Here is a 15,515-nt window from a genome sequence, read left to right as displayed (position 1 = left end):
GCCGAGAACTAAGGGCCAGTTGAAGCCGGCGCCACGATCGCACCTTCAATGCGATGACGTTGGAGTGCATCGGCAACAAAGCCACTCGCCTTCATCTCCTCGACAAAGGAAGACAGCAGCGCCTGCGCCTGCGCACCGCGGCTCGCGGGCGTGCCCATGGCCTGCTGGATCACCATGAAGCGGCCGGGCAGCAGGCGCACGCCCGGCTCGCGCCGCGCCTCGGCTTCGAGCAGCTGGCGAATGCCGGCGGCCACCTCGACCGCGCCTGAACGCAGCGCCGCCAATGCGGCGGCCGCGCCCTGGAGCCGGACGATCTCGGCCTGCTCGATCTCGCGCGTGAGGAACAGGTCGTAGGCGCTGCCCGCGCCGACCGAGATGCGGTGGCCCTTTGCATCGACCTGCGCGTTGTTGGTGAGCGCTGATGGCTCGCGCACGAGATAGCTGCCTTCGATCAGCACATAAGGCGCGGTGAACAGCAGCCCTTCGCTGCGCGCCGGGTCGATCGCGAAGAAGCCGATGTCGGCCTTCTCGTTCTTCACCGCGTCGACCGAGGCCGCCGCCTTCTCGAACACCACCAGCTCGATGCCCACGCCAAGCCGCCGCGCGAACTCGCGCGCGAGATCGATCGATACGCCCACCGGTTCGCCGGTGGCCGCGTCCTTGTTCGCGAGGATCGGGTTGCCGAGGTTGATCGATGCGCGCAGCGTGCCGCCGGGCGCGAAGGCGGAGACAAGGGCAGGGGCAACAGCTGGGTTCATGGCGTGCATCGTCCGGGAAAGATGATGGACGCCAGTTTACTGAGCCCGGGCTGCCGCCTCAGCGCGCCGTCAGCGGCTCCAGCCCCGTCTTTGCAATGGTCGGTGCCGCCTCGGGCGAATTGAGATAGCGGATCAGCTGGCGCGCCGCATCGGGCTGCTTGGAGGCGGTGGCGATGCCGGCCGAGAACACCGTCACCTGCTGCACCTCCGCGGGCAGCGGCCCGATGTAGTCGATGCCCGCGATCGGCAGCAGCTCGCTCACCTGCTGCAGCCCGAGCGCCGCGTCGCCGCGCGCCACCACGGTGCCCACGCGCTCGCTCAGGATGCGCTTGCTCTTGGGCTTGACCTGGTCCTCGATGCCGAGCTTCTTGAGCAGTTCGGTCTCGTAGTAGGTGCCGCTGGCGCTGGCCGAATAGGCGATGGAAGGCGCTGCCAGCAGCGTGCGCTTGAGCGCATCGACCGTCGAGATGTCGGGCTTGGGCGCGCCCTTGCGCACCGCAAAGCCGATCGACGAGCGCACCAGGTCGACCTGGCTGCCGGGCACCACCTTGCCTTGCGCCACCAGCGAATCGAGCGCGGGCCGCGCGAGGATCACCACGTCGGCCGGCTCGTTGCGCGAGAGGCGGCTCGGAATGGAATCTTCGGCATTGCCCATGGAGGCGCCATACGCGGTCTTGACCGTGCGGCCGCTGCCGCGTTCGAAGCCGGGGCGCAAATCGTTGTACGCGGCCGTGAAGCCGCCCGAGGTCATCACGTGGATGTCGCCGGCCGCGGGCGGTGCGATGCCGAAGCTGCCGCATGCGGCAAGAACGGATGCGGCAGCCAGCAGGCTGGCGCGGCGGGTCAGGCGGGCGAGCGAGAAGGTGGGGGTGGTCTTCATGGTGTCTCCGGATGAAATTCCCTCGATCGTAGGCAGCGAGGCTGTCAATCGGCCTTCAGCGCCTTCGGGGTAAACACCAGGGCCTGTGACCCGGCTGGCAGAATCCGGACGGGCGGCACTGCTGCTCTTCACACCCATGACCTACCTTCGCAGCCTGCTCTTCGAAAGCGGCTCCATCAGCTGCCAGCTGGCCACGCTGGAGGCGGCCGAGCCGGGCTGGAGCCCGCCTTATCGCGTGCAGGGGCCGCGCCTGCTGCTGCCGCTGAGCCAGCGCTTCGAATGCCGGCTGGGCGCGGACGCCTTCGTCTGCGATCCCGCGGCCGCACTGTGGCTGTCGCCCGACGGACCCTACCAGTTGAAGCACCCGATGGCGGGCCAGCGCAGCGTGGTGGTCACGCTCGTCGAAGACCTGGCGCCGGCGGGCCGGGTGTTCCTGCCGCTGGGCGGCCAACTGCTGCTGCGCCAATGCCTGCAGGCCCATGCGATGCAGGCGATCGATGCGCTCGAGGTGCAGGAGCATCTGGCCGGCCTGGTCCAGAGCGTGCGGCCGGCCGACCGGCCGGCGCCGCCAAAGGTCCACCGCGCGGTCGAGCGCGCCCGCGACTACATCGCCGCGGCACCGGAGCGCAGCGACACGCTCGACGAAATCGCCAAGGCGGTCCACTGCTCGGCCTTCCACCTGGCGCGCCGCTTCCGCATGCACACGGGAACGAGCCTGCATGGCCTGCGCAACCAGCTGCGCATGACGCTCGCGCTCGATCGCCTGCGCGAAGGCGAGCCAAGCATCAGCGCGCTTGCGGCCGACCTGGGCTTTGCAAGCCATGCGCACTTCACGGTGGCCTTCCGGCGCGCCTTCGGCATGGCGCCGAGCCAGATGCGCACGAATCTGGAAGCGCGCCGCCTGCATTGACAGAACACTGCGGGCTTCGCAATCAACGGAGCCAGCAGATGACGGTCAATGTGCGCCTTTCAGCCGGCCTGGCCGCCGGCGTGGCCTCGGCGCTGATCGCGGGCATCTGGCAGGTGGCCACGCGCCATTCGACCACCACCACCATCGCTCCGGCCGACCTGGCGATCCTGCGCTACGGCATACCGGCGATCGTGCTCATGCCCGTGTGGCTGCGCGTCGGCCTGCTGCCGCGCGGGGTGCCGCTGCGGTGGCTGACCGGGATGGTGCTTGGCGCGGGGCTGCCTTTCGGGCTGGTGGCGATGAGCGGCACCAGGTTCGCTCCTTCGGCGCACATGGGCGTCTTCATGGCGGGCGCATGTCCGCTCTTTGCCGCGGGCCTGGCCTGGATGTTCTGGCGCGAACGCCCGGACCGCGCGCGGGCGTTCGGCCTGGTGTTCCTTGCGGCGGGCATCGGCATGCTGGGGGCGGGCAGTTTTCGCGGCGTCGATGCCGGCGCCTGGCGCGGCGATCTGCTCTTTCTTCTTGCGGCCGCGTTGTGGGCCGGCTTCACGCTGTCGTTCAGGCGCGCCGGCCTTGGCGCATGGCAGGGCGCGGCGGTCGTCAGTGCGTGGTCGGCGATCCTGCTCGTGCCGTGGCTGCTGTGGCGGGGCGGAACGGGCCTTGCCGATGCGCCGCTGCGCGACGTGCTGTGGCAGGCGCTGATGCAGGGCGCGCTCGCGGGCTTGCTGGGGCTGTGGATCTTCGGCGCGGCCGTTGCGCGCCTTGGCGCGTCGCAGGCGGCGGCGTTCGGAGGGCTGGCGCCGGTCTTCTCCGCGTTGGGCGGATGGTGGTGGCTGGCCGAGCCCCTCATGGGCATCGACCGGATCGCGATTGCCAGCGCCGTGATCGGCGTGACGCTGGCCAGCGGTGCCCGCACGCGCAGTGCGCGCGTGGAATCAACCGCGGGGTAGGTCGAACTCGCGCAGCATCACCGGCTCGATCGAGCCCTGCGCCGCCCGCCGGCGCACGGCCGCTTCGAGCTGGTCCGCGTACTGCGCGTAGATTTCCATCGGGTCGTCGCCCTGCGCGCCGGGGCGGAAGCGGTAGCGCAGGACGTCCTTGCTGATGCTCGCGCCCATGTGCTGGCCATCGATGAGCACCCAGAAGCGGACCGTGCCCGAGGCCTCGTGGAAGAAGGGTGGATCGACGGGGTCCGTCCCGGAAAGAGGCTGTTCAGACATGGCGTGTGTTCCGGTAGGAGGAGCCTCAGGATACGCTTCATCGAGTACCCTTTTTCTCCAGCGTCCGGGCAGTGGCTGTTGTGGCCGTGCCTCCTGTTGTCCTACACGGGCGCATACTCCGGCCAGCATGCGCCTGAGCCAATTCATCAAAGACAACATCGAACCCATCCTCGTCGAGTGGGAATCCTTTGCACGAACGATGATCCCGCCGGCGGAGACCATGTCCGTTGTCGAACTGCGGGACCATGCGCATGAAATCCTGCTGGCCATTGCCGGCGAAATGGAATCGGCCCAGTCTGAAAGGCAGCGCGAAGCAAAGTCCAAGGGACTTGCGCTGCCGTTCCTCAAGGAGACTTTTGCCGCCGAACACGGTGGCCTGCGCCAGCGGGTGGGTTTCGACCTTTCCCAACTGGGCGCGGAATACCGCGCGCTGCGGGCCACGGTTCTTCGTTTGTGGATGGGACACGTCGGCACGGTCGATGCCGCGGTCCTGGAAGAAGTGATGCGCTTCAACGAAGGCATCGACCAGGGCCTTGCCGAGGCCATGGCCACCTATTCGGAGCACGTGGCCAATTCCAGGGACACCTTCCTGGCCGTGCTGGGGCACGACCTGCGAAACCCGTTGAGCGCGCTCAGCTCCTGCATCCATCTTCTCGAACTGGCTGGCGAGGCCAGGCCCAAGGAGCGCACGCTCCAGATCGCCAGGCGAAGCATTGCGTCGATCAACGACATGGTCACCGACCTGCTCGAGTACACGCGCACCCGGCTCGGCCGCGGCATCGAAGTGGTTCCACAGGAAGGCGACCTGAGTGCGCTGTGCCAGGAGGCCTTCGACGAGGTCTGCGCGGCCTATCCCAAGCGGGAGCTCGTCGCCGAGCTTCCAGCCGATGTGGTGCTGATGTTCGATGCGCCCAGGATGCGCCAGGTCCTCACCAACCTGCTGAGCAACGCCGTGCAGCATGGAGACCCCGCCCATCCCGTGGCGCTGGTGATCCGGGACGAGGGGGCGCATGCGAGCCTGATCGTCAAGAACCACGGAAGGCCGATTCCCCCCGATTCGATGCAGGTCATCTTCAACCCGCTGGTGCAGGTTGCGACACGCGAATCGGCGCCGCACGAGCGGCCCGCCACGAGCCTGGGGCTGGGTCTCTACATTGCGCGGGAGATCGTGACGGGGCACGGCGGCACCATCACCGTGACCTCCTCCGCGGCGGAAGGCACGGCATTCACCGTTCATCTGCCTCGCGGCGGCAAGCAGGCGACCCAGCCCGGCGGGTGATGCCGACAGGCGCCGCGCAGCTATCCATTGCATGGCACCGGCGACTGGGCCGGCCCGCCATGAAGACTTTGGACTACAAGCCGGCTTTCCGGCCGTGTCTAGCTTGGCCTTGTCGAAACACCAACAAGGAGATCTCGATGAAGCTGACACGACGTATTGCACCGACCCTGGTGGCGGTTTTGATGGGCGCCTGCGTGGCGCCGCTCGCATTGGCTGCGGGCGGCGGCTCCGGAGGAGGCGGTGGTGGCGGTGCCGGGGGCGGCGGAGGTGGCGGCAGCAGCGCCGGTGTAGGCGCGGGCGCAGGCGTTGGCGCAGGCGCCAACGGCAATGGCGCGGGCGCGGCCAGCGGCTCCAATGCCTCGGACAATGCCGCCACGCCGGCAACACCCGCCACGCCTGCAACACCAGCCACGGCCACATCGCCTGCAACGCCAGCCGCGCCTGCGACACCGGCCACGCCGTCGCCGCAATCTTCTTCGTCCTCGGCATCGTCCACGATGTCTGCCACGCCCGCGACGCCGGCCGTGCCGGGCTCCAAGGCCGACAGCACCGCGACGACGCCTGCGGTGCCTGCAATGCCGGCAACGAAGAGGTAGGTAGCTCGATCAGGCCAGCTGTCCGCTGGCCAGTGCCGCCGCGGCAGCGCGCGTCTCGACGCCCAGCTTCTCGAAGATGTGCTCGAGGTGCTTGTTGACGGTGCGCGGGCTGGTGCCCAGGATCTCGCCGATGTCGCGGTTGGTCTTGCCCTTGGCAAGCCATGAGAGCACTTCGGTCTCGCGCGGCGTGAGCGCCGCTTCGGCCAGCCGCGCCGACGGCTTGCCCGCGGCCCCTTCGCGCTGCGCCGCGAACAGCAGCATGGTTTCGCCGAGCGCCGCGGCGCCGAGGTTGCGCACCGAGATGCGTGCGCCTGCCGCCGTGGCCACTGCAATGGCCGCGCCGGGCGCAAGCGCGGGTGCGAGCGCGGCGGGCAGCAGCCCGGCGGCCGGCGCCGCATCGAGCGCATGCAGCCACAGCGCGGCTTGCGGCGAGCGCCATGCGATGCGCCCGCGCGCATCGACAAAGACCACGCCCATGCCGGCCACGTCGACCGCGTCGCGCGCCATGCGCGTGATGCGCGCGTTGCGCGTGTGCGTGTGCAGCCGCGCGAGCACCTCCTGCGCGCGGATCGGCTTCACCACGTAGTCGACGCCGCCGCATTCGAAGCCCTCGACCACGTGCGCGGTTTCCGAAAGGCCGGTCATGAACAGCACCGGAATGTGCGCGAGCGCCGCATTGGCCTTGATGCGCCGGCAGGTCTCGAAGCCCGACAGGCCGGGCATCAGGCCGTCGAGCAGGATCGCGTCGGGCACCACCAGTTCGAGGCGCTGCAGCGCGGCCTCGCCGTCGGCCGCGACCAGCACGGTGTAGCCGCTCGATTCGAGCGTGTCGCACAGCATGCCGAGGCTGCTGGGGGCGTCGTCCACCACCAGCACCACGGGGCGTTCGGCTTCATCAGGGGGCGAGAGTGTCTGCATCTTGTTCTGCGAGTGCCTTGCGGAGCTTGTCGAGTTCGAAACGGTTGGCCATGCCGCGCAGCCAGGTGCAGGTGGCCGCGGCCGGCGGGGAGGCGGCGGCGAGGCGGTCGAGCACCTGGTGCAGGCCGCGCATGTGGCCCATCTGCACCAGCCGCATCAGCTCGGCGCGGTCGTCTTCGGAGAGCGCGAGCTGCACCGGCCGCGGCGCCATGTCGACGGTGGGCGGCATCGCATCGTTCGACGCCAGCCATTCGAGGCCGAGGTGCCGCTCCAGCGTGGCGATCAGCTGCGACTCGATGACCGGCTTGCCCACGAAGGCCTGGCAGCCCGCGGCGCGCAGCAGTTCGCCCTGGTTCTCGAACATGTTGGCCGAGACGATGATGATCGGCAGGCGGTCGAAGCCCGAGGCGCGCACCAGCGCCGCGGTCTGCCAGCCATCCATGTCGTCCATGGTGAGGTCCAGCAGGATCGCGGAGGGCAGGTTCTCGCGCAGGCTGTCGAGGCATTCGGTGCCGCTCGCGGCCTCGCGCACCTCGAAGCCCAGCGGCGCGAGCATGCCGGCCAGCATCTGGCGCTGCACCGGCTGGTCGTCCACCACCAGCAGCGTGCGCCGCGCGCCGATGTAGCCCGACACCGGACGGCGGGTCTCCGCCTGCGGTCCGGGGTCGGCCACTTCGCGCAGGTACACCCGCACGCTGAAGATACTGCCCGCGGGCGAGGTGGCGGCCAGCGCCAGCTCGCCGCCCATCAGCGACGTGAGCAGGCCGGTGATGGTGAGGCCCAGGCCCGTGCCGGGCTCGCCACGCCGGCGCCCGGCGGCGCCGCGCTCGAACGGAAGAAAGATGCGCTGGTGGTCCTGCGGCGCCACGCCGATGCCGGTGTCGACCACGTCGAAGCGCAGCACCTCGCGCCGCGCATCCACGTGCAGCGTGACCGTGCCGCTGTCGGTGAAGCGCACCGCGTTGGCCAGCAGGTTGATGAGGATCTGGCGCAGCCGCTTGGCATCGGCATGCACCCAGGGCGGCAGCCGCCCGCTGTGGGTGTAGATGAAGGCCAGGCCCTTGTTCTCGGCCTGCGGCCGCACCATGTGCACCACCTCGTCCAGGAAGGCCGGCAGCGCGAGAGGGGCGGGCTCCAGCTGCAGCCGGCCGGCCTCGATGCGCGCCAGGTCGAGCAGCCCGTCGATCAGCCCCAGCATGTGCTCGCCGCTGCGCTGGATGGTCTGCACCGCTTCGCGCGGCGGCGCCACGGCCTCGCCCTTGAGCAGGATCTGCGAGTAGCCCAGGATGCTGTTGAGCGGCGTGCGCAGCTCGTGCGTCATGCCGGCCACGTAGCGGGTCTTGGCCTGGTTGGCGGCTTCGGCGGCTTCCTTCGCGGTCTGCAGCGCGGCGTCGGTGCGCTGGTGCGCCTCGATCTCGACGGTGAGCAGGTGGTTGTGGCGGTTCGATTCCTCCTGCGCCATCTGCCGGCTCTCGCTGCCCAGCACGATCCACCAGGCGGCCACCGCCGCCACCAGCGACAGCAGCGCAAACACCTTGAGGAAGGCGCTGCGCAGCGCCGGGTCCACCGCATCGGCGCCCACGATGGCCTCCTGCGCATACACCACGCCCATCACCGTGGCCAGCAGCGCCACCAGCGAGGTGGCCACCATCAGGTAGTGCGCCACGCGAAAGTTGAGCCGGCCTGACAGCGCGGGCGGCAGCAGCGCCTGGAGCCAGCCGCTCATCTGCTCGGCCGCGCGCGAGTCGGTCTTGCAGCGGTCGTGGCAGCGCGATTCGAGCGTGCAGCACAGCGAGCAGATCGGCGCGCTGTAGGCCGGGCAGTGCGCCATGTCCTCGGACTCGAAGCTGTTGTCGCACACCGAGCATTTCACGATCTGCCCCGGCGTCCAGCGCCGGATGTCGCTGCGCGCGAGGTAGTAGCGTCCGCGCGTGCGCCAGGCCAGCAGCGGTGAGACCACCAGCGCCGTGATCAGCGCGATGAAGGGCGAGAACGCGCGCGCCCACTGGCCCAGCATGCCGGAGTACGCCAGCATGGCGAGCGCGGCCGCCACCAGCATCGCGCCCAGGCCGACCGGGTTGATGTCGTACAGGTGCGCGCGCTTGAATTCGATGGTGCGCGGGCTCCAGCCCAGCGGCTTGTTGATGACCAGGTCGGCCACCAGCGCGCCGACCCAGGCGATGGCGATGTTGCTGTAGAAACCCAGCACGTGCTCGAGCGCCGCGAACACGCCCAGCGTCATCAGCAGGATCGCGATGACCACGTTGAACACCAGCCACACCACGCGCCCCGGGTGGCTGTGCGTGAGCCGCGCGAAGAAGTTCGACCACGCCAGCGAGCCCGCATAGGCATTGGTGAGGTTGATCTTCATCTGCGAGACCACCACGAACAGCGTGGTGATCGCCAGCACCCAGGCCGGATCGCGCAGCACGTACGAAAAGCCCGTGAGGTACATCAGCGTGGGCTCGACCGCGTGCCGGGCCGGAATCTCGTGCTGGAGCGCCAGAAAGGCCAGGAAGGCGCCGCCCATCATCTTGAGCATGCCCGGCACGATCCAGCCCGGCCCCGCCACCAGCACCGCGGCCCACCAGCGGCCGCGGTTGGAGGCCGTCTTCTCGGGCAGGAAGCGCAGGTAGTCGACCTGCTCGCCGATCTGCACCACCAGCGAGAAGGCCACCGTGGCGGCGGCGCCGAACATCAGCGGGTCGAAGCCGCTGCTGTCGGAGCTGCGGCCCACCAGGCCGGTGAAGTCGGCATACAGCCCGGGCTTCTTCACCAGCACCGCGATGAAGGGGCAGACGAACAGCGCGATCCAGATCGGTTGCGTCCACAGCTGCAGGCCCGAGATCAGGGTGATGCCGCGCATCACCAGCGGCACGATCACGACCGACGACAGCAGGTAGAGCAGCGGCAGCGGCCAGTCCAGGTACAACTGCAGCGCCAGCGCGAGGATGGCCGCCTCCAGCGCGAAGAAGATGAAGGTGAAGCTCGCGTAGATCAGCGAGGTGAGGGTGGAGCCCAGGTAGCCGAAGCCCGCGCCGCGCGTGAGCAGGTCCATGTCCACGCCATGCCGGGCCGCGTAGTAGGAGATCGGCAGGCCGGTCAGGAAGGTGATGAGCCCCACCACCAGGATGGCCCACAGCGCGTTCGAGAAGCCATAGCTCAGCGCGATGGCGCCGCCGATGGCCTCCAGCGCCAGGAACGAGGTGGCGCCGAAGGCCGCGTTGGCGACGCGGAACTCCGACCACTTGCGAAAGCTGCGCGGCGTGTAGCGCAGCGCATAGTCCTCCAGCGTTTCGTTCGCGACCCACGCGTTGTAGTCGCGGCGGATGCGGAAGATCTTCTGGCCGGTGACGGGTTGCATGGTGGGGGCTTGCGGCAAGGGCGAGGGCGGCGGCATGGAAGGCAGCAGAGCAAGAAGCGCTCCCTGCGTGCTTCGCGCCCTTGTGCGCGGCTCGCAAGTCTGCAGGCCCGGGCGCGTGCAGCCGCTACGTTGAATGACGTATTCGCGTCGGCACAACTGATTTCTAAAGTACCAGCCATGGTGCTCGGGGCACCGTCCGATGCACTGCGATGGTGCGCGGCTCAACCTTCCAACAACCTGCCTGGAGTTTCCCGATGTCGCGTGATTCAGAAGATCTTTCCCTCGATGCCCTGGCATTGCGCCGCCGCCGCTTGCTGCAGGGCGCCGCCGCGCTGCCCGTGATGGGCCTGTCCGGCCTGAGCTTCGGCCAGTCGCAGTTCCCCACGGCCAAGGTCAACAGCACCAAGCTCGCGGTGACCGACACCGAAGTGACGGTGGGCCAGCTGCACTCGTCCTCCGGCACCATGGCCATTTCGGAGACCGGCTCGATCCAGGCCGAGCAGCTCGCCATCGACCAGATCAACGCGATGGGCGGCATCCTCGGGCGCAAGATCAAGGTCATCAAGGAAGACGGCGCCTCCGACTGGCCCACCTTTGCCGAGAAGTCGAAGAAGCTCTTGGTCAACGACCATTGCGCCGCAGTGTTCGGCTGCTGGACCAGCGCCTCGCGCAAGGCGGTGCTGCCGGTGTTCGAGAAGGAGAACGGCCTCCTGTACTACCCGACCTTCTACGAAGGCCTGGAGCAGAGCAAGAACGTGATCTACACGGGCCAGGAAGCCACGCAGCAGATCATCTGGGGCCTCGATTGGGGCGCCAAGGAGAAGAAGGCCAAGACCTTCTTCCTGGTGGGCTCCGACTACATCTGGCCGCGCACCTCGATGAAGATCGCGCGCAAGCACATCGAGAACTTCCAGAAGGGCTCGGTCAAGGGCGAGGAGTACTACCCGCTGGGCCACACCAACTTCAACTCGCTGATCAACAAGATCAAGGTCGCCAAGCCCGACTGCATCTTCGCGGCGGTGGTGGGCGGCTCGAACGTGGCCTTCTACAAGCAGCTCAAGGCCGCGGGCATCACGGGCGACAAGCAGTTCCTGCTGACGCTGGCCGTCACGGAAGACGAAATGACCGGGGTGGGCGGCGAGAACTTCGCGGGCTTCTATTCGTCGATGAAGTACTTCCAGTCGCTCGACAACGCGAACAACAAGAAGTTCGTGGAAGCCTTCAAGGCCAAGTACGGCAAGGACGCGGTGATCGGCGACGTCACGCAGGCCGGCTACCTCGGCCCGTGGCTCTGGAAGGCGGCGGTGGAGAAGGCCGGCAGCTTCGACGTCGACAAGGTGGTGGCCGGCTCGCCGGGTATCGAGCTGAAGACGGCACCTGAAGGCTACGTGAAGCTGGACGCGAACCACCATTTGTGGAGCAAGGCGCGCATCGGGCAGGGGCAGCTGGACGGGACGTTCAAGGTGGTGGCGGAGTCGGCTGATTTGATCAAGCCGGATCCGTTTCCCAAGGGATACCAATAACTCTGTCTTGCTCCCTCCCCTTCCGGGGGAGGGCAGGGGTGGGGGCAAGCGGCGCCACCAATGGGCACGCTCTGCCTGCCCCCATCCCAACCTTCCCCCGGAAGGGGAAGGAGCCAATACCCAACACCGGAATCGTTGCCATGACTCTGTCGGACATGATGAACATCGGCCTGATGCAGGGCTTCGCGGGGCTGAGCCTGTTCGCGGTGCTGCTGCTGATGGGCCTCGGGCTCGCGATCATCTTCGGCCAGATGGGCGTGATCAACATGGCGCATGGCGAGTTCATGACCATCGGCGCCTATTCGATCTACCTGGCCGCGCGCGTCACCGAAAGCCTGGCGCCCGCGTTCATGCCGTACTACTTTCCGATCGCGATCGGCCTCGCCTTCGTGTTCGCCTTCATCGTCGGATGGATCGTGGAGTGGGTGCTGATCCGCCATCTCTACAAACGCCCGCTCGACACGCTGCTCGCCACCTGGGGCGTGAGCCTGGGGCTGCAGCAGATCTTCCGCACCTTCATCGGCCCGAAGGAAGTGAGCCCCACGCTGCCCGAATGGCTCATGGGCTCGTGGACGCCGCATGAAGGCCTGGACATTCCGATCAACGGCCTGTTCGTGCTCGCACTCACCGCGCTGGTCACCGGCGGCGTGCTGCTTGCGCTGCACAAGAGCCGCTGGGGGCTGCGCGTGCGCGCCACCGTGGCCAACCGCACCATGGCCAATGCGACCGGCATCGACACCATGAAGACCGACCGCCTGACCTTTGCCATCGGCTGCGGCATTGCCGGCATGGCGGGCGCGGCCTTCACCACCATCGGCTCGACCGGGCCGACCTCGGGCTCGCTCTACATCGTGGATGCCTTCCTGGTCGTCACCTTCGGCGGCGCGGCCAGCCTGCTGGGCACCGTGGTCTCGGCCTTCGGCATTGCGCAGACGCAGTCGATCTCGGAGTTCTTCATGACCGGCTCGATGGCCAAGGTGCTGACGCTCTCGCTGATCGTGCTGATTTTGATGATGCGGCCGCAAGGGCTTTTCGCAGTCAAGGTGCGTCGCTGATGAACCCGATTCCTTCCTGGAGAACGTTCCGATGATGAATTTCATCAAGGCCTCGATCCTGCGCTACCAGCTCGGCAGCCTCTTGCTGCTGGTGCTGCTGCTGGCGGTCGTGCTGCCGCTGTCGCTCGACATCTTCCGCCTGAACCTCGTGGGCAAGTACCTCACCTACGCCTTCGTGGCCGTCGGCCTGGTGATGGTATGGGGCTACGGCGGCGTGCTGAGCCTGGGGCAGGGCGTGTTCTTCGGCATCGGCGGCTATGCGATGGCGATGTTCCTCAAGCTTGAGGCCTCCGACCCCGTCACGACCAAGATCCAGTCGACGCCGGGCATTCCGGACTTCATGGACTGGAACCAGATCACCGAGCTGCCCGCGCTGTGGCTGCCGTTCAAGAGCCTGCCGCTGAGCCTGGCGCTGGTGGTGCTGGCGCCGATGGCGCTGGCTTGGCTCGTGAGCTTTGCGATGTTCAAGCGCCGCGTGGGCGGCGTGTACTTTGCGATCATCACGCAGGCGGTGGCGCTGATCTGCACCGTGCTCATCATCGGCCAGCAGGGCTACACCGGCGGCGTCAACGGCATGACCGACCTGAAGACGATGCTGGGCTGGGACACGCGCACCGACGGCGCCAAGTACGTTCTCTACTACGTCTGCGTGGGCCTCCTGGTCGCGAGCATCGTGCTGTGCCGCTGGATCCAGACCAGCAAGCTCGGCACGCTGCTGCTCGCCATGCGCGACAAGGAAGACCGCGTGCGCTTCTCGGGCTACGACGTGTCCAACTTCAAGGTCTTCATCTTCTGCCTGGCGGCCGGGCTCTCGGGCATCGGCGGCGCGATGTTCGCGCTGCAGGTGGGCTTCATGTCGCCGAGCTTCGTGGGCATCGTGCCCTCGATCGAGATGGTGATCTTCTGCGCCGTGGGCGGCCGCATGAGCCTGGTGGGCGCGGTGTACGGCGCGCTGCTGGTGAACGCAGGCAAGACGCTGTTCTCGGAGAGCTTTCCGGACCTGTGGCTGTTCCTGATGGCCGGCCTCTTCATCGGCGTGACCATGGCCTTCCCGATGGGGCTCGCGGGCCTGTGGGACGAGAAGTTGAGGCCCTGGTGGAAGGAGCGCCGCAAGGCGCTGCGCGAGGCCGCGGTGCAGCCGCCGGCCTCCACGCCGCCGCTGCCGCCCGCTGCGCCGGCCGCGGCCGCGGCGCCCGAACCCCAGCTGCCCGACGGTGTCGGCAGCCAGCGCGCCTGAAGAACACCGGAGCCACCACCTCATGAGCAATACCGACTTCGCGCTGGCCGTGGAAGACCTCAGCGTCTCGTTCGACGGTTTCAAGGCCATCGACGACCTCACGCTCTACATCGACAGGAACGAGCTGCGCGTGATCATCGGCCCCAACGGCGCGGGCAAGACCACGCTGCTGGACCTGATCTGCGGCAAGACCCGCGCGAGCGCCGGCAGCATCAAGTTCAAGAACACCGAGCTCACCAAGATGGCCGAGCACAAGCGCGTGCGGCTGGGCATCGGCCGCAAGTTCCAGACGCCGTCGATCTACGAGAACCTGAGCGTGTTCCAGAACCTGGAGGTGTCGTTCCCGAAGGGCCGATCGGTGCTCGGCGCGCTGGCGTTCAAGTGCGACGACGAGGTCAAGGCCAAGGTCCAGGCGGTGGCCGAGGACATCGGCCTGGCCGACCGGCTGCGCACCGAGGCAGGCCTGCTGAGCCATGGCCAGAAGCAGTGGCTGGAGATCGGCATGCTGCTGATGCAGGAGCCCGAGCTGCTGATGCTCGACGAACCCATTGCCGGCATGAGCGCGCGTGAACGCGAGCTCACGGCCGACCTGCTCAAGCGCATCTGCCGGAACCGCGCGGTGATCGTCATCGAGCACGACATGGCCTTCGTGAAGCAGATCGCGCACAAGGTCACCGTGATGCACCAGGGAAAGATCCTGGCCGAGGGGCCGATGGAGAAGGTGCAGGCGGATCCGAAGGTCATTGATGTCTATCTGGGGCACTAGATGAAGTCTTGCGTTGTGCTTTGTTCAGGGCGCGCTCCCGCCGACGGGGTACCTTGCTCCGCGAATGTCCCCCGGCCTGCGGCCTCCTCCTTGATTTCGCTGCGCAAGGCACCCCATCGGCGGGAGCGTGATGCGGAGCAGTCGTTGATCAGCGATACACCAGCAGCGTGTCCAGTGCACAGGGCATCGGGTGCTTCCCGCAGCGAAATCAAGGAGGAGGGCGAAGCCCGGGGGACATTCGCGGAGGGAAGTACCCGGTGGCCTGTGCACACGCCCTGAACAAGAGCCTTAGAGGAACAACCAGATGAGCAACATCATGCTGAAGGTAGAAGACCTCCACGTAGCCTACGGCCAGAGCGAGGCCCTGCACGGCATCTCTTTCGAAGGCCATGCCAACGAAACAATAGCCGTCATGGGCCGCAACGGCATGGGCAAGACCACGCTGTTCAAGAGTTTGATGGGCGTGCTTCCCATCAAGAGTGGCCGCATCGAAGTGGCGGGACAGGATGTATCGCGCGACGAAAGCTTCAGGCGCGTGGCCAAGGGCATTGCCTATGTGCCGCAGGGCCGCATGATCTTCCCGACTCTGACTGTGGAAGAGAACATCCAGACAGGCCTCGAGAACTCGAAGACAAAACGCATCCCCGAAGAGATATACGCCTTGTTCCCCGTGCTCTGGGACATGAAACGCCGCAAAGGCGGCAACCTCTCGGGCGGCCAGCAACAGCAGCTTGCCATTGCGCGCGCCCTCGTCACCGACCCCAAGGTGCTGCTGCTCGACGAGCCCACCGAAGGAATCCAGCCTTCGATCATCAAGGACATTGCCAAGGCCCTCAACGAGATCCGCAAGCTGCGCGGCATCACCATCGTCGTGTCCGAGCAGGTGCTGAGCTTTGCCATGGACGTGGCCGACCGGCTCTTCGTGATCGAAGGCGGGCGCCTCGTGCACGAGACCGCGCGCGACAAGACCGATGTGGATCACATCAAAGCCTACCTCTCCGTTTAACCA

General features: G+C 67.4%; 14 protein-coding genes. 9 read left to right on the top strand and 5 right to left on the bottom strand.

The genetic code is table 11. From position 1 onward, the window contains the following. Window positions 1-8: 8 nt before the first annotated feature. Together ACAM58_RS15230 and ACAM58_RS15225 are read right to left on the bottom strand one after the other, a co-directional pair. Entirely contained in the window at window positions 9-758 is a 750-nt protein-coding gene (locus tag ACAM58_RS15230; RefSeq protein ID WP_012748252.1) for a transporter substrate-binding domain-containing protein, read from the bottom strand. A 58-nt stretch (window positions 759-816) separates the two neighbouring features. Beyond that, window positions 817-1,638 carry a substrate-binding domain-containing protein gene (locus ACAM58_RS15225; protein ID WP_012748251.1) on the bottom strand — a complete coding sequence of 274 codons (822 nt, stop codon included), beginning with the start codon at window positions 1,636-1,638 and terminating at the stop codon, window positions 817-819. A 136-nt stretch (window positions 1,639-1,774) separates the two neighbouring features. Here ACAM58_RS15225 and ACAM58_RS15220 point away from each other — a divergent pair, with 136 nt between their 5' ends. Then, window positions 1,775-2,548, top strand: coding sequence for a helix-turn-helix transcriptional regulator (locus ACAM58_RS15220; RefSeq protein WP_012748250.1), 774 nt, complete (start codon window positions 1,775-1,777; stop codon window positions 2,546-2,548). A 38-nt stretch (window positions 2,549-2,586) separates the two neighbouring features. Continuing rightward, entirely contained in the window at window positions 2,587-3,498 is a 912-nt protein-coding gene (locus ACAM58_RS15215) for a DMT family transporter (RefSeq protein ID WP_369663078.1), read from the top strand. Here ACAM58_RS15215 and ACAM58_RS15210 read toward each other — a convergent pair. Further along, entirely contained in the window at window positions 3,484-3,768 is a 285-nt protein-coding gene (locus tag ACAM58_RS15210) for a DUF1488 family protein (protein ID WP_012748248.1), read from the bottom strand. The two genes, ACAM58_RS15215 and ACAM58_RS15210, sit on opposite strands and share 15 nt — an antisense overlap. A gap of 127 nt (window positions 3,769-3,895) precedes the next feature. On the opposite strand from ACAM58_RS15210, the gene ACAM58_RS15205 reads away from it, so the two are divergent. Continuing rightward, entirely contained in the window at window positions 3,896-5,047 is a 1,152-nt protein-coding gene (locus ACAM58_RS15205) for a sensor histidine kinase (RefSeq protein ID WP_012748247.1), read from the top strand. A 137-nt stretch (window positions 5,048-5,184) separates the two neighbouring features. Beyond that, window positions 5,185-5,643: a hypothetical protein gene (locus ACAM58_RS15200; protein ID WP_167313232.1), complete on the top strand. Its 459-nt coding sequence runs from the start codon at window positions 5,185-5,187 to the stop codon at window positions 5,641-5,643. 9 nt (window positions 5,644-5,652) lie between these two features. Here ACAM58_RS15200 and ACAM58_RS15195 read toward each other — a convergent pair whose 3' ends face one another. Continuing rightward, window positions 5,653-6,561, bottom strand: a complete 909-nt coding sequence (locus ACAM58_RS15195) for a response regulator transcription factor (RefSeq protein WP_012748246.1) — start codon at window positions 6,559-6,561, stop codon at window positions 5,653-5,655. After that, a complete protein-coding gene (locus tag ACAM58_RS15190; RefSeq protein WP_369663077.1) occupies window positions 6,539-9,925 on the bottom strand; it encodes an ATP-binding protein in 3,387 nt (1,128 codons plus the stop codon). Before ACAM58_RS15190 ends, ACAM58_RS15195 begins: the two co-directional genes overlap by 23 nt. A gap of 254 nt (window positions 9,926-10,179) precedes the next feature. Here ACAM58_RS15190 and urtA point away from each other — a divergent pair, with 254 nt between their 5' ends. The 5 genes from urtA (at window position 10,180) to urtE (ending at window position 15,512) form a co-directional block, all read left to right on the top strand. Then, window positions 10,180-11,448 (top strand): urea ABC transporter substrate-binding protein, encoded by a 1,269-nt coding sequence (gene urtA / locus ACAM58_RS15185; RefSeq protein ID WP_012748244.1) that lies wholly within the window; start codon window positions 10,180-10,182, stop codon window positions 11,446-11,448. Window positions 11,449-11,588: 140 nt separating this feature from the next. Then, window positions 11,589-12,503, top strand: coding sequence for an urea ABC transporter permease subunit UrtB (gene urtB, locus ACAM58_RS15180; RefSeq protein WP_012748243.1), 915 nt, complete (start codon window positions 11,589-11,591; stop codon window positions 12,501-12,503). A 34-nt stretch (window positions 12,504-12,537) separates the two neighbouring features. Then, window positions 12,538-13,740: an urea ABC transporter permease subunit UrtC gene (gene urtC, locus ACAM58_RS15175; RefSeq protein ID WP_041945699.1), complete on the top strand. Its 1,203-nt coding sequence runs from the start codon at window positions 12,538-12,540 to the stop codon at window positions 13,738-13,740. Window positions 13,741-13,762: 22 nt separating this feature from the next. Beyond that, complete coding sequence (gene urtD / locus ACAM58_RS15170; RefSeq protein WP_012748241.1) at window positions 13,763-14,506, top strand: urea ABC transporter ATP-binding protein UrtD; 744 nt, start codon at window positions 13,763-13,765, stop codon at window positions 14,504-14,506. A gap of 316 nt (window positions 14,507-14,822) precedes the next feature. Then, the gene (gene urtE / locus ACAM58_RS15165; protein WP_041945698.1) at window positions 14,823-15,512 is read left to right on the top strand and encodes an urea ABC transporter ATP-binding subunit UrtE; all 690 of its coding nucleotides are present in this window, start codon (window positions 14,823-14,825) and stop codon (window positions 15,510-15,512) included. The last annotated feature ends 3 nt before the right edge of the window (window positions 15,513-15,515 follow it).

This window comes from Variovorax sp. V116, from assembly GCF_041154435.1.
Lineage (GTDB): Bacteria > Pseudomonadota > Gammaproteobacteria > Burkholderiales > Burkholderiaceae_C > Variovorax > Variovorax paradoxus.
The sequence above is the reverse complement of the archived record's forward strand: the minus strand, read 5'-3'. Positions and strand labels throughout refer to the sequence as shown.

Excerpts from the sequence above, each read along its gene's own strand:
- ACAM58_RS15205 (WP_012748247.1), top strand. The coding sequence starts at position 3,896 with ATGCGCCTGAGCCAATTCATCAAAGACAACATCGAACCCATCCTCGTC.
- urtE (WP_041945698.1), top strand. The coding sequence starts at position 14,823 with ATGCTGAAGGTAGAAGACCTCCACGTAGCCTACGGCCAGAGCGAGGCC.
- ACAM58_RS15225 (WP_012748251.1), bottom strand. The coding sequence starts at position 1,638 with ATGAAGACCACCCCCACCTTCTCGCTCGCCCGCCTGACCCGCCGCGCC.
- ACAM58_RS15195 (WP_012748246.1), bottom strand. The coding sequence starts at position 6,561 with ATGCAGACACTCTCGCCCCCTGATGAAGCCGAACGCCCCGTGGTGCTG.
- urtA (WP_012748244.1), top strand. The coding sequence starts at position 10,180 with ATGTCGCGTGATTCAGAAGATCTTTCCCTCGATGCCCTGGCATTGCGC.
- urtD (WP_012748241.1), top strand. The coding sequence starts at position 13,763 with ATGAGCAATACCGACTTCGCGCTGGCCGTGGAAGACCTCAGCGTCTCG.
- ACAM58_RS15190 (WP_369663077.1), bottom strand. The coding sequence starts at position 9,925 with ATGCAACCCGTCACCGGCCAGAAGATCTTCCGCATCCGCCGCGACTAC.
- ACAM58_RS15210 (WP_012748248.1), bottom strand. The coding sequence starts at position 3,768 with ATGTCTGAACAGCCTCTTTCCGGGACGGACCCCGTCGATCCACCCTTC.
- ACAM58_RS15220 (WP_012748250.1), top strand. The coding sequence starts at position 1,775 with ATGACCTACCTTCGCAGCCTGCTCTTCGAAAGCGGCTCCATCAGCTGC.
- urtB (WP_012748243.1), top strand. The coding sequence starts at position 11,589 with ATGACTCTGTCGGACATGATGAACATCGGCCTGATGCAGGGCTTCGCG.
- urtC (WP_041945699.1), top strand. The coding sequence starts at position 12,538 with ATGAATTTCATCAAGGCCTCGATCCTGCGCTACCAGCTCGGCAGCCTC.
- ACAM58_RS15230 (WP_012748252.1), bottom strand. The coding sequence starts at position 758 with ATGAACCCAGCTGTTGCCCCTGCCCTTGTCTCCGCCTTCGCGCCCGGC.
- ACAM58_RS15215 (WP_369663078.1), top strand. The coding sequence starts at position 2,587 with ATGACGGTCAATGTGCGCCTTTCAGCCGGCCTGGCCGCCGGCGTGGCC.
- ACAM58_RS15200 (WP_167313232.1), top strand. The coding sequence starts at position 5,185 with ATGAAGCTGACACGACGTATTGCACCGACCCTGGTGGCGGTTTTGATG.